The organism is Pseudomonas proteolytica (assembly GCF_007858275.1).
Lineage (GTDB): Bacteria > Pseudomonadota > Gammaproteobacteria > Pseudomonadales > Pseudomonadaceae > Aquipseudomonas > Aquipseudomonas proteolytica.
In genome coordinates, this window is the sequence record NZ_VFEV01000043.1 from 34,250 (window position 1) to 55,798 (window position 21,549).

Below are 21,549 nucleotides of genomic sequence, written 5' to 3' on the forward strand. Positions count from 1 at the left end.
AAATGCGCAAACACATCATTGCGGCTATCCAGGCGCATGCGGCAGCCGAGTACCCGAAAGAGTGCTGCGGGCTTTTGATTTCCGTGGGCCGGGCGCAGAAGTACTTCCCGTGCCGGAACATCGCCATGGAGCCGAATGAAGAATTCCAGCTCGATCCCGAGGACTATGCCGCGGCTGAAGATATTGGCGAGGTGATGGGGGTTGTCCATTCACACCCTGATGCGACCTCCAGGCCATCACCTCACGACTTGGCCATGTGTGAGGCCACGGCCTTGCCCTGGCACATTTTGTCTTGGCCTGAAGGGGATATAAGGACGATCACACCGACAGGCAGTGTGCCGCTACTCAAGCGACCGTTTGTTCATGGAGTTTGGGACTGTTGGGCGGTATGCGCCGAGTGGTACCAGCGTGAGTGGGGGCTGGAGTTCGAAGCCTTCCAGCGTGCCGATGGCTGGTGGGAGAGTGCTGATAGCGCCAGCCTGTACGAGCAACATTATGAGGCCGCTGGGTTCATCCGAGTAGACAGACCGCAGCGTGGCGACATGATCGTGATGGCTGTAGGTCGCACTGCGCACCCGAACCACGCCGGCATCTATCTGGGCAGTGCCCCCGCGCTACCCGGTGAGCAGACCGAGGTCTTCGGCTCCGGTCCGTTCCTGCTGCACCACCTGTATGGCAGGCCGTCAGAAATCATCGTTTTTGGTGGGCCATGGTTCGACCGGACCCGCCTGGTGCTGCGCCACCATGATGCGAGGTGATACATTGAGCGCTTTCGAGGGAGAGAAGAAATGCGAATTCTGATCGGGGCGTTGGGCTTGGCGTTGGTCGCGGGGTGTGTTTCTCCAGCAGATCTGGAAAGTAATAAGCCGAGTATTGCGGCGAACACCAAGAAAGACCCAAAAAGGTACGCGCTCTGTGTGTTCCCGAAATGGCAGGCAGCCAGAACAGATTCATCGATGGTCGAGACTGAATCCGGGTATCGGCTATGGGTCGCGAGCAACAACATGGCGGACGAGCTTCTTGATATCACAAAAAACGCTGATGGTAGCTCTGTAACTCTGCGGCAGCGAATGCCGTGGTCGGCGATGCTTGGGCGATCCAGCATAGAATCGGCGGTTAAGTCTTGCCTCTAATTACACGACCAACCAAGGCCGCCTACGGGCGGTTTTTTATTGCCAGGAGAAAAGTATGGCTGCAACGGTAGTGCACTACACCCCTATGGCCAGCATAAAGTTCTCGGGCTCTCTGGCGCAGAGGTTTGGCCGCCTGCATCGCAGGCAAATTGACTCAGGTTCTGGCTGGGAAGTTTTTCGGGCACTGAACGCGACCCTGGAGGGCTTCGAGGAAGAAATCAAACGGCTTGGCCGCTTAGGGATGCGCTTCGCTATTTTCAGAAACAGAAAAAACGTTGGCCCGGATGAGCTCGGTCGTGGCGGAACCAAAGAAATTCGAATCGTGCCGGTAGTGGAAGGCAGTAAGCGAGGAGGAATTCTGCAAACGATAATTGGTGCGGTATTACTTGTGGCGAGTATTTGGTTTCCTTCTCTGGCTCCGGCCGGTATCGCAATGGTCGCTGGTGGCGTAATCCAAATGCTAAGCCCTCAGGCCAAAGGCCTTTCCCAGAGCGGAAATCCTGAAAACATGCCTTCCTACGCTTTCGGATCTGCCAAGAACACTACGGCTAGCGGCAACCCGGTCCCGATCTGCATCGGCCGGCGCCGGTGGGGTGGGGCGATCATCTCTGCCTCGATCTACGCCCAAGACAAGGCGTAGCGCTCATCACCAAATATTACAGAACGCCTCCGGGCGTTTTTTTATGCCTGGAGAAAAACGTGGACGCAGCAGCTCACATTGATGTTACCGGTTCGAAGGGTGGCGAGAAGAAGCCGAAGGCCCCGGTAGAGGCGCCGGACAGTCTCCGCTCCACGAACATTGCCAAGATCCTGCTGGCGGTGGGCGAGGGCGAGTTTGATGGCACGCCGGCCGCGCGTGACATTTATCTCGACAACACGCCGATCATGGACGCCAACGGAAATCTAAATTTCCCGGGCGTGAAGTGGGAGTGGCGGCCAGGCACGGTGGAGCAGGAATACATACGGGGTATCCCTTCAGTTGAAAACGAAACCACCGTCAACGTCGAGCTGCGTAGTGACAATCCCTTCACCCGCACATTGAGTAACATCCAACTCTCCAGGCTGCGCGTGCGATTCGCTTGGCCGCGCCTGGTGAGCCAAGACGGCAGCGGCAACACCAATGGCTATCGGATCGAGTACGCCATCGACATCTCTACCGATGGCGGCGCGTTCGTGGAATCGCTGCGCGGGGCTGTGGACGGCAAGACCACCAACGGTTATCAGCGCTCCGAGCCCGTGAGTCTCCCGAGCGCCACTTTAGGCTGGGCCTTCCGAGTGCGCCGCCTCACCCCGAACGCCAACGCCGGAACGATCGCTGACACGATGACCATCGCGGGATACACCGAGATCATCGACCAGAAACTGCGGTACCCGAATACCGCGCTGCTGTACATCGAGTTCGACGCCGAGCAGTTCCAGAACATCCCGGCTGTTACCGTCAACTGCAACGGCCAGCGCTGGCCAGTACCGAGCAACTATGACCCCGTATCTAGGACCTACACCGGGGCGTGGGATGGCACGTTCAAACTGGCCTGGACGAACAATCCGGTGTGGGCTACCTACGGCATCTGCATCAATGATCGTTTTGGCCTTGGCAAGCGCATCCAGAGCTGGATGGTCGACAAATGGGAGATGTACCGCATCGGCCAATACTGTGATCAACAGGTGTCGAACGGGGTTGGAGGCATGGAGCCGCGCTATCTGTGTGATCTGAACCTGCAAGGCAAGGTCGAGGCCTGGACGCTGCTGCGTGACCTGTCGGCAATCTATCGCGGAATGGTTTACTGGGCGCAGGGCTCGCTGTACATGCAGGCCGACATGCCGCGCGCGCAGGACATCGATTACACCTTCACCCGTTCGAATGTCATCGACGGCGACTTCGTCTACGGCGGCGCCGAGCGTGACACGCATTACAGTCGCGCCCTGGTCAGCTATGACAACCCGCTCAACAACTTCGACACCGATGTAATACCGGTGACTGACGCAGCCCTCCAGCGCCGGTACCGCGACCGGCCCATTGAAATCTCGGCGATCGGCTGCACGCGGGCCAGTGAGGCCCAGCGCCGCGGCAAGTGGGCGCTGCTCAGTAACAGCCAAGACCGCACCGTATCGTTCAAGACGGGCATGGAAGGGGCGAGCGTCTTGCCAGGTTTCGTGATACCCGTCGCTGACGAGCTGGTGGCGGGAAGGCCGAATGGCGGGCGCATCTCTGCGGTGTCGGGACGCGCCGTGACGTTGGACCGTGACACGCCGGTGAAGGCCGGTGACCGCTTGATCGTCAACCTTCCGAACGGTACGGCTCAGGCAAGGACCGTAGAGTCTGTTGCCGACCGCACCGTGACGGTGACCACTGTTTACACGCTGCAGCCCGAGCCGCAACTGCAATGGGCGATTGACTACGAGGATCTGGCCGTTCAGTTGTTCCGCGTGCTCAAGCGCAAGCGCACAGCCGAAGGTGAGTACGAGTTCACCGCCCTGGAGTTCAACCCCGGCAAGTTCGCGGCGATCGACAACGGCGCCAAACTGGAAGAGCGCCCAATCAGCGTTATCCCGGTGACCACCGTCCCGGCCCCGGTCAGCGTCAACCTGACCTCTGGTCACGCTATTGATCAGGGTATCGCGGTAAACACACTGACGATTGAGTGGCCTGCGGTTGAGGGGGCGGTCGCCTATGACATTGAGTGGCGCAAGGACAGCAACAACTGGATCAAGCTGCAGCGCACTGGCTCGACCAGTGTAGATGTCACGGGTATTTACTCGGGGGCGTATCTGGCCCGGGTGCGTGCGGTGAGCGCCTTTGACATCACATCGCAATGGCGAAACTCGATCCTGACCAACCTGGAAGGCAAAGTCGGCCTTCCGCCGGCGGTGGCGTTCCTGACCACCACCAGCATGGTCTATGGCATCGGCATCCAGTGGGGTTTTCCACCAGGTGCAGAGGACACCCAGCGCACGGAGGTCTGGTATAGCGAGTCGCCGGACCTGACGACGGCCGAGAAGCTGAGCGATTTCAGCTACCCCCAAGCGTCTCATGAGATGTACATCCCCGTGGCCGGCGCGTCGTTCTTCTTCTGGGCTCGGCTAGTTGACCGCACCGGCAATATTGGACCGTTCTACCCGGTACCCGGCGCAGTAAACGGCGCATCAAGTTCCGTCCAAAGCGAATACGAGAAACACTTCGAAGGGATGATCAGCAAAGGTTCGCTGTACCAGAGCCTGCGCGAAGAGATCGAGCTGATCTCTGGCGATGGGCCTGGGTCCGTCAATGATCGGCTGACGGAGGCCAAGGCAGAGCTGGAGGGGCTGCTGGGACAGATCACCGGGGCAGAGCCATACGACCCTGCGAAGCCATACGGCGCCGGCGCATTCACGCAAAAGGATGGGCACCTGTACCAGGCGACTGGCCCGGTACCGGCCGGCGAAGCACCGCCAAACCCGCTGTACTGGAAGGATATCGGCACGATCCTGCAAACCACCGACGCGCTGGCCCAGCAGGTTCAACTGGTCACCAGCATGATCGAAGAGATCGAGGGCCAGGTGGTGGCCACCGCGACATCGGTTGAGGCATTGCGCTCGGCCGCCCGTGGCGATGATGGTGCGGGCGACCTGGCGGACGCGGTGAAGGGCTGGCAATCGACGGCTGATCTCGGGATTGAGAAGCGCACGCGAGCTTCTGAAAGCGATGCAATGGCGCGGCAACTGACCACGCTCAACGCCAGGGTAGGGGCGAACCAGTCCGGGCTGACCGTGCTGGAGCAGGTGGTGGCCACCAACAAGCAGACGGCAGCCACCCAACTGACTCAGCTCAAAAGCGACTTGGAGTTGACCGAAGGGAAGGTCGCTGGGAATGCGCAGGCAATCACCGGCCTCGACACCAAGGTCACTAACCTCGACGGGAAGGTCACGTCTCAAGCGTCCAGTAATGAGGCGCTGCGGGCTTCGGTGCGCGGCGATGATGGTGCCGGCGATCTTGCCGGCGCTATCAAGGCCTGGGAGGCGGCGGCCAGCTTTGAGGTTGAGAAGAAGGTGCAGGCTTCCGCTAACCAGGCGCTGGCCAGAACCTCGGAAACCCTGCAGTCGAGCATCGGCGAGACCAACGCCTCGGTTCAGCAAGTGAGCGAGACGGTTGTCGATCTCAACGGCAAGGTGTCCGCTCAGACGACGATCAAAACCAAGACCACCGCCAACGGCAAGACAGTAATGGCGGCCTTGGCACTGGGTAGCGATGGGGAAACGTCGGAGATCCTGGCGTTTGCGCAGCGCTTCGCGATTGTCGATGAGGTCAGTGGGCAGTTGATTACGCCGTTCGTTGTGAGCGGTGGCCAGGTGTTCATCAACCAGGCGGTGATCAACAAGGCATTTATCCAGGAGATCATCCTGGGCATGACGCTGCGATCTGAGGCTGTCGACTCTAGGGGGCGCCCGCTGCTGGAGATAAATGTGAAGGCGGGCACATTCGTACTTCGCGGCGATGGTACTGGCGGATCGATTCTGCTCAATAACAACGGCCTTGCTGTGTATGACGGTAATGACGTGCGTCGGACTATGACCGGCAATCTAAGGCTTTGACTGGGTTGAAGTTGCAGGGGAGGTGTGGGCATGGACTTTGGTTTAAGTGTGTTTGACGCTAACGGCGTTAAAACATTAGGTATGGAGGATTTCACCCTACAGAAGTTGGCGGTGTTGATAGTCCCGGCTGCAACTGGTGGCGGAAGAGGTTCTAACTATGAGTACATCCTTATGGATGTTCCAGGCTATGATCCCGCCACCTGCTTTGTCACGATCACTCCCAAAGTTTACGCGCCGTATGATCAGCCTGGTTACCCTGATACTTGGGGTGGCTTACCGACTTACACAAACTTGGGCGGGACAAGAATTGCGATTTACACACAAATCAATTACCGCGAGCCGGACGGTGGTGGTGGCGGGAAAAACCGCGAGATGTGGACGCGCAATGTTGTGGAGAGCGTCGTAGAAGTGGTCAAGGTAAATTGATATGGATGACTACGGTTTTGTAGCTGTAAACGATCACGGATCTGTCAGCATCAGCAGCGTGTACAAAGTACTGGTGTTCTCCGAGCGAGGGCAGTTCAGAATCCAGTCTCGCTACACTGACAAGGAAGGCAAAGGGCAGTTTACCTTTGCCAAACCTATTCGCACCGTGGAACCGCCCCAAATATTTTTGAGGACGATATCGGCATCACACGCCAGCCTTGGGCTGTATACCTCCATTGAAGGATCTTCCGGTAACTGGACCGGGTTTCATGTCACATCAGCAGTTCGGGGTGGAAGCGTGTTGCAAGACTATTTAATGGAGTTTGTGTCTTGCAAATATTCCGACCAAAGCAGCTCATCTGAATACGGACTTGAAGTGCGCGATGCACAAAACCGGATCATGTTTGTGTCCAGTGATAGGGTTGTTCGTTATGGGAAGTTCTCAAAGAGTTGGACGGTGGGCAGAGGACGTTTTGTAGACATTTACTACAGCGATGTAGCAGTAGAAGCCGATGATTTTATAAGTGTGTCGAGTCTTGATCGAGGAATAATGTGGTTTGCAAATGACTCGAAATATGCGGGTATCACAATTTTAGAGGGTGGGGTTCCGGTGTTGCAGATCTTTAATCAGAGGCACTACCTAGAACGATTTTATTGGCAAGGCTCAGACGGTTTTTTTCTTGGCGTACCTGTCTGCAAGTTTCCAATAGAACGTTACTACAACTAATTTCAAGTGCTGATGTGGGCACTCAACTGGAGAAACCTATGGCTTCTTGGTTTTCAGAAGGGACTGTGAGCGTGCAGAACGGGGGCACGACAGTAACGGGCGTCGGCACCAAGTTCTCGAACTGCCGTTCCGGGGATATGTTCGTCGGCCCTGACCAGGGCATCTATCAGGTGATCAACCCTGCAAGCGATACCTCGTTGTCGATCTCCCCGGCATACCGTGGTGCGGCCGTTGGCGGCGCCGGGTACGGGATTGTGCCCGTCAATGGCTACCCCAAAGCCCTGGCCGATGCCGTGAACCAAATGGTTCAGCAGTGGGGCGCCACGCTCGCGGGCCTGGGGAGCGTATCGACGGAGAACGTCGTGCCGGTGGACAAGGGCGGCACTGGTGGCAGAAATCAGGCTGAAGGGCGCTCAGGTCTGGGGCTCGGCACTGCTGCAACAGCGGCGCTGACCGTGGGCAATGCGGATACCACACCAGGGCGAGTGCTGAAAAATGGAGACCTTGGCCTTGGTGCGGACTGTGTAGGGATTTCAGATTGGACGACTGCCTACGATGAACTTGGAGGTGCCTTTATTGCGGGTAATGCGATCTTTCCCGGCGGTACCGGAGAGTCTATTAACGCAACAGGCATAACCCTAAGGCGCTCAGGGCGAGTTGGGGCCCAGATGATGATCTACAACGGCGACAACCAATTCCTCTTTCGCTCTGCATTCAACGGCTTCCTTCCCTGGGTGCGGATGTACCACACCGGCAACACCACCCGCATGGCCGACAACACACTGAGGGCGATCTGATCATGGCAAGAGCAGCAATTAACATCACCGGCACGGGTGAAAAGTTCGATTTCGTTTCGCTGGGCGGGACCGAGGTGACCTGTTCTCGAAAGGACGTGGGCGTCTACTGCGTCACCGGCACCCGGGGGATGGTCCCATTCCCGCCCATCGATCAGGGCTGGGGCTACGGGCTTCACCCCTCGGAAAATTCCGCCGAGGTGAACATCTCGTTTGAAGATGACCTACTCACGGTCACCGTGACCAAGGATGGCGAGCCGTACGATTTGAAGGTCATGATCACGCTGCACATCCTGGTGCCGGATCTACCCCGACAGGAAGAGCTGCCGCCGCCGGCGCTTGATCCAGTGGTGGCTGCACAAACCCAGATCGCGCACCTGCGAGCCGAGGCGGATTACGCAATCGCGCCACTTCAGGACGCCGTCGATATCGACGAAGGGACCGAAGCAGAGCTGGCTACCCTCAAGGCCTGGAAGAAATACCGCGTAGCCCTGAACCGAGTGCCCGAGCAGGACGGGTACCCACTCGCCATTGATTGGCCCGCCGCGCCGTGACGCCGCGCTGCTGTCGACCACACCCGCCATCGAGCGGGTTTATTTTTGCCTGGAGAAAAGCATGACCACTTCCGAAAAAGACCGGGACATCCTGGCGCGTACGCTGTGGGGTGAGGCCCGCGGCGAGGGGCTGTCCGGCCAGATCGCCGTAGCCTGGACCATCCGCAACCGCGTGTTCGACGGCAAGGCCAAGTCCTGGTGGGGTGAGGGCTACGCCGGCGTGTGCCTGAAGCCATGGCAGTTCAGCTGCTGGAACCAGAACGACCCGAACTACGCCTACCTCAGCGGTGTGAAGCCGATCCCGGCCGCGCAGCTCGCACAGGCCCAGCGTGCTGCTGACCAGGTGATGGCCGGCGCGGTACCGGATCCAACCGGCGGGGCCACGCACTACTACGCAACCACGATGCCCAGGGCCCCGGCCTGGGCGGCGAAGGCGAAGCAAACGCTGCGCCTGGGGCACCACATCTTTTTCAAGGCCGTGCCGTAATGACGCCCGCGCAGAAGCTGGGCGGGCTGGTGGTGCTGATCCTGGTGCTGATGGCCAGCGCCGCCGGCGTCACCTGGCAGGTGCAGGACTGGCGCTACGGAAAACAACTGGCAGAGATCGGCAAAGCCCAGGCAATCGCCCTAACCGAGGCTGGCAATATGGCCCGCCAAGAAGAACAGCGCCGCCAATCGGCAGTGAATAAGGAGGCGAGTGATGCGCGAGAACAAAACAAGGCTGCTGCTGTGGATGCTGGCACCGCTGATGCTGTTGGCGACCGGCTGCACGTCGAGGCAGGTAAATTTGCCGCCACTACCTGCGTCGATCCCGGAATTGCCCGAGGAGGCGCGTCAGCCGCCCGCGCCGCCATGGTGCTCTCCGAATTGTTCCAGCGGGCTGACAAGAGAGCGGGAGAGCTGGCGGCGGCGTATGACCGAGCCAGGATAGCAGGGCTAGCTTGCGAGCGGAGCTATCAATCGATGAACCACATTCGTGGTCGAGAAAATTAGCATGACCTCAATTCATTTAGGAAAAGCGGAATAGGACTGCGTCGACTGAGTAGCGGCAGCGCATGGGCTATGAGCGGCATCAGCCCGCAGCCTCCAGAGCTTGTCAGTAGCTCTTAGGCTGCTCCGACTACACTTTTTTTGCCAGAGTGCTTGCATAATCTTGAACGACTTCCGCTGTAGGAATCATTCCAGAGAAGCAGTGGGTTTCTTTGATGCTTCTCTGTAGTCCTATATTGACAAGAGACGCCATCACACTCGGCTTTTCACTTGTTTCGCAAGGAGCTAAGTCTTTTCAACGACCATCGTCTGACGCCTTCAGAAAATGTAGGACGAGGAGGCCAGACAGTGATTCTTTCGAAATCTATTTCTAAAGCGTCGCCGACAAAGTGCCCTCTAAAGGTGCGGACATCAGTGTAGACCGTATCACCCGTTCTACTTAGGAACGGCGTTTGCGAAACCGCGTTTAAGTCGTTTTCAGTTCGTGTGTATGGTACCGGGCTGCCGACATCGAGACCGGCGCCTTTCATGTAGGAGTCAATTTTTTTGAGTACATCATCCGGTTTTTCTACGGTGCGCCAATAGATGAAATGGCCGTCGTCAGTAAATACCAAATAGACGTGCCAAGGGGCGGTGGCTGGTCTCTCTCCTTCGGAATACCACACTTGCTCGCGCACATCAGAACTGACGCTTGTTGTGCAGCCAGAGAGGAGCATTAGGCAGAACGTAGCAATCAATAAGCGAATCATATTTCCTTCCTTGAGTTAACTATCCAACTCGAAGCGTCGCACGCAGGCTGGCCCTAAGAATTTTTAACTACTTCTGCCTTGCCGATCCGTAAAAGTGGTTCAGTACTCTTAACTCAAGCACTGCCGCGAAAACGCAGAGCGCCAAAAGCCAAGACTGAAGACTCGCTTACGATGGAGTCACCCCAACAGACCAGCGCTCACAAAAGCGAGCTCAAGATCATCCCGAAGGATACATGGAACGCCTGGAAGCCGCGAGGGTACTGACCTCAGCCACAATTGAGCGTTATACGTGGCAATCGATGCAGCTGCATTCGAGGTCCGTCAAGCGATGACGCTTTGAACCTTTCATCTATTGGAGTATGGGGAATTGATCTTCATTCCTCCGCGCATTTTTTTTACACCCGGCTCCATATCCGCCGGGCACGCGCCCTGAAAGCTGCCACTAATCACTGTGTGTTGTCTTTCAATTTTTCCATTTAGCTCAAACGACGTATCGGCCGTCAGTACATAGGATTTCGCAAGGTCGCCTTTGAAAGATCCGGTCATAATCGCTTCAGAGCAGCGTGATTTGAAATTGTAGCTATCGACGTTACCGCTTTTAGATTCGATTTTGCACTCCTGTTCGAAGTCACTCCACAGGTCGTCATCTATAAGCCTGTCTTTCTCATGGTCGACGCATACTTCCCAAGAAAACGGCGAGGTGGACGGAGTAACCTTCCACAAACCTGAAGCGCGTTGCAGACGCAGCGATGGTTCAGCGGCTGACGCCAAAAATGTTACTGAGAAAGCAATTGCGGTCGACAGCAATATGGCGAAGTACTTCATCATGCATCCTATTTGTAGATGATCACGTTGAGCAGGATACTTAAAAAACAAGTCCTCCTCGCTTGGAAAGAGCCATTGATTCACAGCTGCGTGCCTAAACTGCCCACGGCATGGTCAGCGTTACTTGCGTAGCCCGCAATACCCAATGTGCCTCAGCGCATGCTCAACGAGTTATCGTCATCACCGATGCCGGCGACCAAGGATTGATCGCGCTGCGGGCGTGCCAGGCGTAAGTAAGAGCCATTGCGCATTGAGGATGATGGGCTACGCTTTTGGCTTGGATGTTCAGGACAGCAATTTTTCATTAAAACTGACAGGCTCTTATGGACAAGCAGTTGGCAGGTCTTTCATTCTTTCTCACGCTTAGCTGGGTTGCCTCTGTGATCTTCGTCATGTGGTTTTTCAGCAAATGATCACGTTAGCTGTATCAGCTCTGGCCCTTTGTTTCGAACGTTGCCCACGGCCGTGTTGACTTTAAACCATTCGAAAGCCTCGGCCGGCTCGCCCTGGTGCAACACCATCTGCTCGGCACGCTCCTTGGGCGTGGCCGGGTCCAGCCATTCCCTGGCCAACTCCGGCGTTAGCACCACGGGCCGCCGGTCGTGGATGTCCACCATGCCGCCGGCGCTGTCGGCGGTGATGATGACAAAACCGTCATGCTCGCCTTGGCCTTCATCTGCGTCGGGTAGCTGGCCTATGGCCGCGCACAGCACTGGCGCGCCATCCCGCCGGCGGATCAGGTAGGGCTGTTTCTTAGGCCCGCCTTCATCAACCCATTCAAACCAGTTGTCCACGGGCGTGATTGCCCGGTGCGGCCAGATCGCCCTGAAGAATGGCCCGTGGGCCACTTTCTCCACGCGGGCGTTGATCGGGGCTGCTCTATCCTTGGCCCAATGCGGCCGCCAACCCCACCGCACCAGGTCTGCGTGCAAGGTTTCATCCTGCAGGTGGAGCAGGGCGACTTGGGTTGTGGGCGCCACGTTGTAACGCTCAAGTGGTGCCTCACCTACGGAGTTCACCAGGGTGCCGGTCATGCTCAGCGTGGACACATACTCTTGAATACCGCTGTACTGCGAAATCCTCCCGCACATACGCACCTCTCCGTCTGTCGAAATCCCCTACAGAAAAATTGACCGCAAGCCGGCTGCAAAGTTAACTGTACGTCTATACAGTATTTGTAAAAGGCTGCTCTATGAGCTTTACCATTTTAGGTCCGATATCCGAAGGCGGCACGAAGCTGCCATTTTGCTCTTTCCGCGTGCCGGCCGGATTCCCGTCGCCGGCGGCCGACCACATCGAGCAGCACATCTCATTGGATGAGGTTCTAAATATCAGGGCTCCCCACGTTTACTTGATCGCTATCACCGGCGAGAGCATGCAGGGGGCGGGCATCTTTGAAGGTGACCTCGCAGTCGTGGATCGCTCGATTGAGCCAGTCCACGGGCATATCGTTGTGGCTTTGCTTAACAACGACCCTATCTGTAAGCGCCTGTGCAAGCGAGGGAAAGAGGTCATTCTGCTATCGGAAAACCCGAAGTATCCGGCTCGCTACATCCTGGAAGGCGATGAGCTCTCAATCTGGGGGGTGATAACCAACACCGTGCGCAGCCATGTCTAAGCAGCCTGTGTTCGCGCTGATCGACTGCAACAGCTTCTATGCGAGCTGCGAGCGCGTCTTCCGTCCTGACCTGGCCAAGGTGCCCATCGTAGTTCTCAGCAATAACGATGGCTGTGTTATCGCCCGCAGCTACGACGCGAAGCCTTTTATCAAAATGGGCGAGCCCTATTTCCAGATCAAGCACAAGCTCAAGCAGCACGGTATTGTGCCGTTTTCTTCAAATTACGCCCTGTATGGGGATATGAGCGAGCGGGTAATGACCGTGATCGAGAGCATGGTGCCTGCGGTCGAGATCTACAGTATCGATGAAGCATTTGCTGACTTGACTGGCATCGATGGTCTGGATGCCCTCGGGCGAAATATTCGGGCCCAGGTGCTGCGCGTTACCGGCATTCCAGTTGGCGTAGGCATCGCAACTACGAAAACGCTGGCCAAGCTTGCCAACCACACGGCGAAGCGGCTGCAGTCCCAGACCGGTGGAGTGGTGAACATCACCGATCCGGCCAAGCGCGCCTGGGTGCTGCGCAATACCGACGTGGCCGAGGTGTGGGGTGTCGGTCGAAAAATGAAACTCCACCTCGACGCACTTGGCATCAAGACGGCCATGGACCTGGCCAAGGCTGACCCGTGGGCGCTGCGCAAGAAGTTCAGCATCGTGATTGAGAAGACTGCCCGGGAGTTGGCCGGCACGTCTTGCCTGGAGCTGGACGAGCCCGACCCGCCGAAGCAGGAGATTTGTTGCAGTCGGATGTTCGGTAAGCGCCTGACCGAGTTGCCGCCGATCAAGGAGGCGCTGGCCACCTACATGATGCGGGCCTCTGAAAAGCTCCGGGCTCAGGGTTCGCTATGCAAGAAGGTCCGTGTCTGCATCCGTACCGGCATGTTCAACCCGGAAGAGGCCAAGTATGCGAACGGGGTTGTAGTCGATCTGCCTTATCCAACCGACGACGTGCGCCTACTCACGAAGGCTGCGGTTGATGCGGTGGACCATATCTACCGGCCAGGCTTTAAATACAACAAGGCCGAGGTGATGCTGCTCAACCTTTGCCGGCCAGGCGAGTACACCGACGATCTATTCACCGTGTCGCAGCCTGCGCAGGCTACCAGGGTAATGAGGGTGCTGGACCAGATCAATGGGCGGTGGGGAAAGGGAACGCTGCGGTCTGCCAGTGTGCCGATGAACCCCGACTGGGGAATGCGTCGGGAAATGATGAGCCAGAGTTTTACGACGAGGCTTGATCAGCTGTGGTCGGTGGCTTGTAAGTAGCGACGGTATCCGACGATCAGTCAGGAGTCATGAGTACGGCTAGTGTCAGCTTTATGAACTCCTCATTCCGGTCGATGGCGTCCAGCGCTCCGCGAACGTTGTCGGCGATTTCGGTGCCGCCTTGCTGCTCAACCCAGTTCGTAAGTTCCATGATGGCTGCTTCAAGGGCGAGCTGGTTTTCGTTGATTTTGGAAAGCAGGGAAGGGAGCAGGTCAGAGTTCGGCATCGGTGTTCCTCCTTGGAGTGAACAGCGTAGCAGTTGGGTTGCTTGGTGGTGGATTGTGTTCGGTCGGCAGGACGCCGGGGAGAGAATTGCGGAACAGCTTGTAAAATTGCGGAACAGAAAAGATAAGGGCCTGCGTGAGGTATCTCACGCAAGCCCTTGATATCTATGGTGCCCGAACCCGGAATCGAACCGGGACGCCCTTACGAGCGGGGGATTTTAAGTCCCATGCGTCTACCAGTTTCGCCATTCGGGCGGCAGCGCGATGAAGCAACTCAGTGGGGCTTTGCCTGGCAAAGCGCTTGAGCGGTGCAGCAGGCTAGGGAATATATAGATCAAGGCACCTTGGCGCAAGTTTGCGTGCGGTCTTTTTCTGCTTGATCGTGTGTGCAAGCTTTGAAAAAAAGCTCGCTATATCAGTGATCTACATTTGCGGGTGAGGGCGGGCGACTCGCCGGCTCGTCCACCAGCCTGGTACCTGGCTGGTCCGGTAGCCGCAGTTTAAAGCATGGCAATGTGCGATCATTCACGTTTATAGCACTCGAATAGGAAAAGTGGCATGCGCGTCATCACGGTGAGGACTAAAACGGAACTTGAATCTGCCAAAAATGCCGGGTACGAGCAGATCACGGTAGAAGGTGAGCTAGCGAACAAGCTCAAATCGTCCAAGAAGATCGCGGTAGCGGGGACGATCACGGTTGGGCTGTTGGCCACTGCATTGGCGGCTGTGCCCTTTACGGGTGGTCTTTCGATGGCAGCGGCTGTGCCTATCGCCACGCTGACTGGGCTTGAAGTCGCGGCCATTATTACAGCCGCGTCATTGGGGCTCGGGCTGATCATTGCCCTGTTCAAGGGGTATGAGGAGATCTCTTTCGAGGCCGGAAAAATGGTCCTGAAAAAGAAACAGTCATGAGCGGTTTTGTCGACAGGCCGCCCTATTTTTTCCGCTGCAAGAAGTGCGAGCATCGCTTCACGCGTAGGGTGCGGCTGGGGCTGTTGTGCCCCCAGTGTCATTCGATACGCATTGAAAGAGATCGGCGGGTGAGCAAGTAAAGCGAGAGGGCTTGTGCGAGATGTTCGCCAAGCCCAGCCCGGCATTTACCCGTGTAATCGCCGAATAATCTCCTCGTACCCGACCGCCCGCGACAGCCGCTGCAGTGCATCCAGGCGGCGGGAATAGGCTTTTGCGTCACCATAGGTCAGCTCGACATGCAGGCTGTCGATCGTCACCAGATAGGCCTCTGCCAGCACTTCACTGGCCTGGTCCTCTACGCCTGGACAGGCTTTAAGTAACCCTTTCTGGAAGTGACTGCGGATCGTGGCCATGTAGTCATTGAACCCGGACATGACCACGTGCCTCAGTGGCGTCGGTGGGTAAAAGGCGGCCCTGAGCAAAAAGCGCAGGGATTCATGCTGGTTGTACCGGCGTTGCAGGTTGTCGATGTAGACCTCGCCGGGGGCCTTGATCGATCGAGAGTTTTTCGCAAATTGGCTTTGCACGTAGTCCAGTTCGGCGCGCAGTGCGAGTTCGAGTGCGACCACGTACAGCGCATCCTTGCTCGCAAAATGTGCGTACAGCGAGGCCTTTTTGATGCCTGCGCGCACGGCGATATCATTCAGCGAGGCGGCGTCGTAGCCATGCTCGGCAAATTGGTCCAGTGCCAGATACGCGATGCGTTCGGCAGCCGAGGTCAGGATGGTGGCTGTCATGTGGTTCTTCCTTAATCAGTGCCCGGCCAGGTCAAAGGTTTCGCCCGCTCCCCGGGGGAGGCTGATTGTCGTCAGCAGGCAGGTCAGCAATGCACTGGCCAGCAGCAGTGCGGTCCAAGCCACCGGTCCATAGGTCAGCGCCAATGCCGACAGTGGCGTTGCGCTGGCGGAAACGGACAGTTGGAATGCGCCCAGCAGTGCAGCGGTGGAGCCCAGTGCGCGCTTTTGCGAGGACATCACCAGTGACATCAGCGTGGACTCGGCGATGCCCAGGCCAAACAGGGCAAGGGCCATGCCCGCCACTATACCGGGCAGACCCACGTAGGTCAGGGTGGATGCCAGCGCGATTGCCGAGCCAGCGGCCATGCAACACACGCCGATCAGTGACAGGCGGCCCAAGCCAAGCCGGCTGACCAGTTTCCCGGCGCTCATTGCCCCGATCAGGATGGCTACCCCGGTGACGCCGAACAGCATGCCAAAGGCTTGCGGGCTCAGGCCGTAGGTCTGCTGGTAGACCAGTGTCGCACCGCCGATGTAGGCAAACAGAAAGAAGAAAACTGCGGCCACGGCCAGGGTCGGACGCAAGAAGTGTCGGTCTCTGGCGATCGTCAGGTACGTGCGGCAGGCGGCGCCCAGGCGCAACGGCTCGCGTTGGCTGGCGGGCAGGGTTTCCGGCAGCGACAGCCAGCTGTTGCCCAGCACCGCCAGGCCAAATGCAGCGAGCACCAGCATCACCGCACGCCAGCCGTAGTGAGTGTCGATAACCCCGCCCAGTGCCGGGGCGAAGATGGGCGCGACGCCCTCGATGGTCATCAGCAATGCGAAGAGCTTGGCCGCCGCCACGCCTTCGCTGACGTCCCGCACCATGCTCATGATCACCACCAGCGTCAGGGCGCTGCCAAGCCCCTGCACGAAGCGCAGGGCGATCAATGTCTCAAGTGTCGGCGCCCATGCGGCGCCCAATGAGCACAAGGTAAACACCACAAGGCCGGCCAGCAGGGGCCGGCGGCGCCCGTAGGCGTCGACGATGGGCCCGAAGATCATCTGGCCGGCACCCATGGCCAGGAGGAAGAACGTCAGGGTCAACTGCACGCTGGCGAAGCTGCTCTGATATTCGCGGGCAATTTCGGGAAGGCTCGACAGGTACATATCGACAGCCGAAGGGCCAAGGGCGCCGATCAGTCCCAGGCCAATAGCCAGCCTCAGGGCGACCCTGTGGGTGGGTTGCGAATTCATAGCGTCTCCAACGAAAAAAAACAGCCTACCGGTCGGTAGGTTTTCGCATAATAGCGACACCTCTTAAATCGGTCAACGTCCCAGTATTCGGGAGGATTTGCACATGCACAGTGCAATCCGAGCGAGCGAATGAGAGTTGTTATCAATTATGTTTCTTTAGTTTTTTGATTGGATTAGACTCCCGCCAGCTGTGCACGAGCAGCGTTCTGGGCATTAGAACAAACAAAAAAAACGGCGTAGGGAGCAGGACGTGAATTTCAAGAAAACGACAATGGCAGTGGCTGTTGGCTCGGCAATCTACCTGTGCAACGGTGCGTGGGCCGCAGAACCTGCGAGCGCGCTGGAGATTGCACCGATCACCGTCACCGGTGAAAAGATCAACCGCAGCCTGGAGCAGACCCAGTCGAGCGTGGTGGTGGTCACCGACCAGCAACTGCGTGAAAAGCAGGACCGTGACCTGGTGGACGTATTCGCGCGTACGCCAGGTGTGTACAACCAGTCCGGCAACGAAAACTGGGGTATTCGCGGCGTGCCCGTGTCCGGTTTCGACGACCAGGGGCCCGCCACGCTTAACGGTGCGGTTTCGGTATTTGTCGACGGCGCCGTGCAACCCAACCGCGCCCTGACCCTCAGCCCGATGCCGCTGTGGGACGTCGACCAGGTCGAAGTGTTCCTCGGCCCGCAATCCACCACCCAGGGCCGTAACTCCCTGGCCGGTGCGGTGGTGATCCAGACCCGCAACCCCACCTTCGAGCCGAGTTTTTCCGCACGCACCAACATGGGCAGCTATGGCGAGCGCGGTGCGGCAGTGGCCGGTGGCGGAGCGTTGGTCGATGACAAGATCGCCGGGCGTATTGCCGTGGATTACCAAGAGGGTGACGGCTATATCGACAACATCGCCCTGCATGACGACGCCAACCCCACACGCACCGGCAATGCCCGGGGCAAGCTGTTGATCCTGCCCAACGATGACCTGGATGTGCTGCTGACTTACGCCCACAGTGAAAGCCGCAAGGGCGATAACTCGGCGATGCGCCAGAACGACAAGATCCGTTATTACAAGATGACCTCCAACACCAAGGCCTATGACAAGCTTGAGCAGGACACGCTCAGCGCCAAGGTGGACTATCGCCTGGACGACAACTGGTCGCTGACCAGCCTGACCGCCAATACCCGCTCGGACTACGACGCGCGCCTGGATTTCGACCAGTCGGCCGACGCCAACCAAGTGGTATTGCGCAAACAGGACGGCGACCTGTTCAGCCAGGAACTGCGCCTGAACTACAGCGGCGATACGGTGAAGAGTTTTGTCGGTGCCTACTACGGCCACAACACCAACAACTTCCACGACCGCCTGTTGTTCAACAACCTTCTGTTCGGTACCGCCAAGGGCGATACGACCATTGAAAGCAAGGCCGTGTTTGGTGAAATCAACTGGACATTCGCCCCACGCTGGACCTTGATCACCGGCCTGCGCTACGACCACGAAACCAACGACACCGATATCAAGCAAGACGATTTCTCCAGCCCCGGCAAGCTCAGCAAGTCGTTTGATGCGCTCCTGCCGAAACTGGGCCTGGACTATGAACTGGCCGCCAACCAGTACCTGGGCGTGATGGTGCAGAAGGGCTATCGCGGTGGCGGCGTCAACGTGCGTGCCGGTGGCGGCCACGAAGGTTATGACCCGGAATACACCACCAACTACGAGCTGTCCTACCGTGGCTCGTTCTTCGACAAGACCCTGCGCACCCGCGCCAACCTGTACTACACCGACTGGAAAGACCAGCAGGTCAGCGCGCTCGAGCGCAACACCGACTTCGTCCAGGTGTTCAACGCCGGCAGCAGCGATATCAAGGGCCTGGAAGTATTTGTCGAAAAAGACCTCGGCGAGCAGTTGACCCTGACGGCGGGTGGCTCTATCACCGCGGGCAAGTACAAGGACTTTGTGACAGGTGATGGTCGCGATATGAGCGGCGAGGACTTCCTTTATTCACCCAAGTACAAACTGTCCCTGGGTGGCATCTACCGTTGGAATGACCGCCTGACCCTGAACACCGACCTGGTGTACCAGAGCACCGCGCCCTCGGAGTATGAGTTCGATACCGCAGGCCAGGTCACGGGCGAGCGCCGGAGCGACAGCTACTGGCTGGTCAACTTCAACACCGAGTACAAAGTCACCAAGAATGTCGCGGTTTCCGGCTTCGTGAAAAACGCTTTTGACAAGGAGTACATCACCAACAACCGCAGCGGCGATATCGTCGATGTGGGAGCGCCACGTACGGTTGGGCTGGTGTTGCGCTACGACATGTAGTGACAAGGAAGACAGGCTACTCCCTCACTCCCTCAGGGATCGACGGCGTAGCCTGTTTTTTCAGCACATACAAAGTTCCGACGCGTGCATCGATCAGTGGGCGATGCAATTTCGCCCATGCGTTCTCTTTTCAGCAGGGCGGCAAGGAAATTTCCGAGACTTTTGTCGGAAGCGTTCCGTGGGCTGCCCGATCGGTGGTGTTTAGCATTCTCCAGGCAAAGAAAGCTCCTGCGACAAGTCACGGTGTTGACACACAACGACCTGCGCAAGAGGCCTTGTTCATAGAGAAAGCGGAGCCCCACCTTGAAAACTTTAAGCAAAGTGTTATTGCCAATGGCCGGCCTGTTGATTGCCGGCTCGCTGCAGACTGCTAGCGCTGCCAACGGCACCGTGAATTTCACAGGGGAGATTGTCCAGTCGACCTGCGCGGTTGTTTCCGGTGATCAAACCAAAACCGTGGTCTTGGGCAAATACCCGACCAGTGCCTTCCCCAAGACCGGTGCAACCAGTGGCGCCAAGGCGTTCACCATCAGCCTGGAAAAATGCGAGGCCGGTGACTACTCCCTGCGTTTTGACGGCAATACCCCGACCGGTAATCCGGACCTGCTGGCTGTTACTGGGGGCGCGAAGGGCGTAGGCGTGGAAATTCTCGATAACAACAGCGCCATCGTCCCCATCACCCAGGACGTGGCTGCCCCGGCCAGTGTCACCATTGCGGCCACCGGCACCAGCCCGGGGGCTGCGACATTCAACCTGCGGGCCCGTTACCGCTCATTCCAGGATGTAGTGACAGCGGGCCAGGCTAACTCCAACGCCACGTTTACCATTCAATACAAGTAAATCGCTGATCCTGATGGGGCGTGAAAGGCTCATCGTCATCATGAGTAGTTGTTATGAAAGTTTTAACTTGTTTTCCCCTGCTTATGTTTTCGATGAGCGCTTATGCTGGCATCCAGGTTGATGCAACACGCGTAATTTATAACGGTGGCAATCAGTCTTCCTCGCTGTCGATTAAAAACGACAGTGACGATACCTATATGGTGCAAAGCTGGTTGGATACTGGTGATTCAACGCAAAATCCCAAAGGGTTGCCAATAGTGGTAACGCCGCCCATCTTAAAGTTGGCTTCGAAAAAGGAGGCTGTCCTGCGGTTTATCTACTCCGGCCAGGGCTTGCCGCAAGATAAAGAGTCGTTGTTCTGGATTAATGTTCAGGAGATACCACCGGCACCGAAAGTGGAGAACGTGTTGCAGGTTGCCATTCGCACACGGATCAAGCTGTTCTACCGCCCAGCAGCCCTGAAGATTGATTTGTACAAGCAGGCGCAAGCCCTTAAGTGGCAGCGGCACGGTGACGGCGTCGTGGTGACTAACAACGGGCCGGCCCATGTCACTCTGGGGACTCTGAACTTCGCGAAAAACGGTCAGCTCGGGTGTTCCCTCAATGGTGACATGTTGATGCCTCTGGGCAACTTGCGTATTGCATTGCCGCCCGCATGCCGAATGGCCCGCGAACTTTCATTCAGTTTTATCAATGACTACGGTGGTCACACCGAAATCAAAGACATTAGGCTCGATCGTTAAGTCTGTCATGAGGTAGTGGTCGTGGTGTTTATCTCAACGCGCATAAGTGTGGCCGGTCGTCAGGCGGGGTTATGTTTGACTTGTCTGTTACTGAGCAAAATTTCCGCTGCGCAAGAGCAATATAATGCCTCTTTTATACGGGGTGATGCCGCGGTTGAAATGGTCAGCCAGTTGGCTGCCGGCGATGACATTCTGCCCGGCACTTACTTGTTTGATATTTATCTTAACGACCAGCAGATCGATCAACGTGAACTGACGTTTGCCCGTCGCGAGAAGGACTCGGCAGTTGCCCCATGCCTGAGCATGGAGGATTACCGCGAGTACGGCGTGCGGTTGCCAGTGGCCAATGAGCAGCCAGGTTGTTATGACTTGGTGAGTACCATGGGCGAGGTGAAAATGGCGATTGATGCCGGGGTTCACCGCCTTGACCTGTATGTTCCGCAGACCCATCTGATCGCACGTCCGCAGGGGGCGGTGTCTACGAAGCTGTACGACCAGGGCATCAACGCTGGCTATCTGAACTACAACCTCAATGGCACCCAAAGCCGTAACCGCTTCAACGGAACCAATGCCAAGGCGGATTACTATTTCGCCAGCGTCAACAGTGGCATCAACCTGGGGCCATGGCGTCTGCGCAATGATTCTACGGTTGATCGGCAACCTGAAGCAGGTACGCAGTGGCGTAACATCGCGACGTGGGCAGAGACCTGTTGCCGCTGACCGAAAACTGACCCAGTAGAGGCTGTTCTGCCGACTGAAAACTGACCCAGGTGTTCAACTGCTTCTGCTCACTTTTTGAGCAGGAGAACACAGGGTGATCAGCATGGAAATGTT

Annotated in this window: 23 protein-coding genes and 1 tRNA gene; 17 read left to right on the forward strand and 7 right to left on the reverse strand. The window is 57.4% G+C overall.

Annotated features, from left to right (window positions below; genetic code table 11):
- Positions 1-2: 2 nt before the first annotated feature.
- From FIV38_RS25105 to FIV38_RS25150, 10 genes are all read left to right on the forward strand, one after another.
- A complete protein-coding gene (locus FIV38_RS25105; RefSeq protein ID WP_092236101.1) occupies positions 3-758 on the forward strand; it encodes a C40 family peptidase in 756 nt (251 codons plus the stop codon).
- 30 nt (positions 759-788) lie between these two features.
- Positions 789-1,133: a hypothetical protein gene (locus FIV38_RS25110; protein WP_092236103.1), complete on the forward strand. Its 345-nt coding sequence runs from the start codon at positions 789-791 to the stop codon at positions 1,131-1,133.
- 55 nt (positions 1,134-1,188) lie between these two features.
- Positions 1,189-1,773, forward strand: a complete 585-nt coding sequence (locus FIV38_RS25115; RefSeq protein WP_092236106.1) for a tail assembly protein — start codon at positions 1,189-1,191, stop codon at positions 1,771-1,773.
- Positions 1,774-1,832: 59 nt separating this feature from the next.
- On the forward strand, positions 1,833-5,702 hold the full coding sequence (gene gpJ, locus FIV38_RS25120) for a TipJ family phage tail tip protein (RefSeq protein ID WP_092236110.1): 3,870 nt from the start codon (positions 1,833-1,835) through the stop codon (positions 5,700-5,702).
- Between the two features lie 30 nt (positions 5,703-5,732).
- Positions 5,733-6,128 (forward strand): hypothetical protein, encoded by a 396-nt coding sequence (locus tag FIV38_RS25125; protein WP_092236114.1) that lies wholly within the window; start codon positions 5,733-5,735, stop codon positions 6,126-6,128.
- A 1-nt stretch (position 6,129) separates the two neighbouring features.
- Complete coding sequence (locus FIV38_RS25130; protein WP_092236117.1) at positions 6,130-6,855, forward strand: hypothetical protein; 726 nt, start codon at positions 6,130-6,132, stop codon at positions 6,853-6,855.
- A 38-nt stretch (positions 6,856-6,893) separates the two neighbouring features.
- Entirely contained in the window at positions 6,894-7,652 is a 759-nt protein-coding gene (locus FIV38_RS25135) for a hypothetical protein (RefSeq protein WP_092236120.1), read from the forward strand.
- A 2-nt stretch (positions 7,653-7,654) separates the two neighbouring features.
- A complete protein-coding gene (locus FIV38_RS30740; RefSeq protein ID WP_092236123.1) occupies positions 7,655-8,203 on the forward strand; it encodes a tail fiber assembly protein in 549 nt (182 codons plus the stop codon).
- Positions 8,204-8,264: 61 nt separating this feature from the next.
- Positions 8,265-8,690 (forward strand): cell wall hydrolase, encoded by a 426-nt coding sequence (locus FIV38_RS25145; protein ID WP_092237431.1) that lies wholly within the window; start codon positions 8,265-8,267, stop codon positions 8,688-8,690.
- The gene (locus FIV38_RS25150) at positions 8,690-9,196 is read left to right on the forward strand and encodes a DUF2514 family protein (protein WP_092236126.1); all 507 of its coding nucleotides are present in this window, start codon (positions 8,690-8,692) and stop codon (positions 9,194-9,196) included. The genes FIV38_RS25145 and FIV38_RS25150 overlap by 1 nt, the downstream gene beginning before the upstream one ends.
- Positions 9,197-9,459: 263 nt before the next feature.
- On the opposite strand, the gene FIV38_RS25155 is transcribed toward FIV38_RS25150, so the two are convergent.
- The 3 genes from FIV38_RS25155 to FIV38_RS25170 form a co-directional block, all read right to left on the reverse strand.
- Positions 9,460-9,942, reverse strand: a complete 483-nt coding sequence (locus FIV38_RS25155; RefSeq protein WP_139273577.1) for a hypothetical protein — start codon at positions 9,940-9,942, stop codon at positions 9,460-9,462.
- A 345-nt stretch (positions 9,943-10,287) separates the two neighbouring features.
- The gene (locus tag FIV38_RS25160; RefSeq protein ID WP_235861034.1) at positions 10,288-10,767 is read right to left on the reverse strand and encodes a DUF3617 domain-containing protein; all 480 of its coding nucleotides are present in this window, start codon (positions 10,765-10,767) and stop codon (positions 10,288-10,290) included.
- Positions 10,768-11,180: 413 nt separating this feature from the next.
- Positions 11,181-11,858: an SOS response-associated peptidase family protein gene (locus FIV38_RS25170; RefSeq protein ID WP_092236131.1), complete on the reverse strand. Its 678-nt coding sequence runs from the start codon at positions 11,856-11,858 to the stop codon at positions 11,181-11,183.
- A 101-nt stretch (positions 11,859-11,959) separates the two neighbouring features.
- Between FIV38_RS25170 and FIV38_RS25175 the strand changes: the two genes are divergently transcribed.
- On the forward strand, positions 11,960-12,385 hold the full coding sequence (locus FIV38_RS25175) for a LexA family protein (RefSeq protein ID WP_092236134.1): 426 nt from the start codon (positions 11,960-11,962) through the stop codon (positions 12,383-12,385).
- Entirely contained in the window at positions 12,378-13,652 is a 1,275-nt protein-coding gene (gene umuC, locus FIV38_RS25180) for a translesion error-prone DNA polymerase V subunit UmuC (RefSeq protein WP_092236137.1), read from the forward strand. The genes FIV38_RS25175 and umuC overlap by 8 nt, the downstream gene beginning before the upstream one ends.
- 16 nt (positions 13,653-13,668) lie before the next feature.
- Here the strand turns inward: umuC and FIV38_RS25185 are convergent, their stop codons facing one another.
- Positions 13,669-13,878: a hypothetical protein gene (locus FIV38_RS25185; RefSeq protein WP_092236140.1), complete on the reverse strand. Its 210-nt coding sequence runs from the start codon at positions 13,876-13,878 to the stop codon at positions 13,669-13,671.
- Positions 13,879-14,044: 166 nt separating this feature from the next.
- A tRNA-Leu gene (locus FIV38_RS25190) sits at positions 14,045-14,131 on the reverse strand.
- A 303-nt stretch (positions 14,132-14,434) separates the two neighbouring features.
- On the opposite strand from FIV38_RS25190, the gene FIV38_RS25195 reads away from it, so the two are divergent.
- Complete coding sequence (locus FIV38_RS25195) at positions 14,435-14,788, forward strand: hypothetical protein (protein WP_029295077.1); 354 nt, start codon at positions 14,435-14,437, stop codon at positions 14,786-14,788.
- A 185-nt stretch (positions 14,789-14,973) separates the two neighbouring features.
- Here FIV38_RS25195 and FIV38_RS25200 read toward each other — a convergent pair whose 3' ends face one another.
- Positions 14,974-15,585, reverse strand: coding sequence for a TetR/AcrR family transcriptional regulator (locus FIV38_RS25200; protein ID WP_092236143.1), 612 nt, complete (start codon positions 15,583-15,585; stop codon positions 14,974-14,976).
- A 15-nt stretch (positions 15,586-15,600) separates the two neighbouring features.
- Positions 15,601-16,821: a multidrug effflux MFS transporter gene (locus tag FIV38_RS25205; RefSeq protein ID WP_092236146.1), complete on the reverse strand. Its 1,221-nt coding sequence runs from the start codon at positions 16,819-16,821 to the stop codon at positions 15,601-15,603.
- A gap of 250 nt (positions 16,822-17,071) precedes the next feature.
- On the opposite strand from FIV38_RS25205, the gene FIV38_RS25210 reads away from it, so the two are divergent.
- From FIV38_RS25210 to FIV38_RS25225, 4 genes are all read left to right on the forward strand, one after another.
- Positions 17,072-19,132 (forward strand): TonB-dependent receptor, encoded by a 2,061-nt coding sequence (locus tag FIV38_RS25210; protein WP_092236149.1) that lies wholly within the window; start codon positions 17,072-17,074, stop codon positions 19,130-19,132.
- Between the two features lie 303 nt (positions 19,133-19,435).
- Complete coding sequence (locus FIV38_RS25215) at positions 19,436-19,972, forward strand: fimbrial protein (RefSeq protein ID WP_235861035.1); 537 nt, start codon at positions 19,436-19,438, stop codon at positions 19,970-19,972.
- A 53-nt stretch (positions 19,973-20,025) separates the two neighbouring features.
- The gene (locus FIV38_RS25220) at positions 20,026-20,715 is read left to right on the forward strand and encodes a fimbrial biogenesis chaperone (protein ID WP_070994968.1); all 690 of its coding nucleotides are present in this window, start codon (positions 20,026-20,028) and stop codon (positions 20,713-20,715) included.
- A gap of 48 nt (positions 20,716-20,763) precedes the next feature.
- A complete protein-coding gene (locus FIV38_RS25225) occupies positions 20,764-21,435 on the forward strand; it encodes a FimD/PapC N-terminal domain-containing protein (protein ID WP_139273578.1) in 672 nt (223 codons plus the stop codon).
- Positions 21,436-21,549 lie beyond the last annotated feature (114 nt).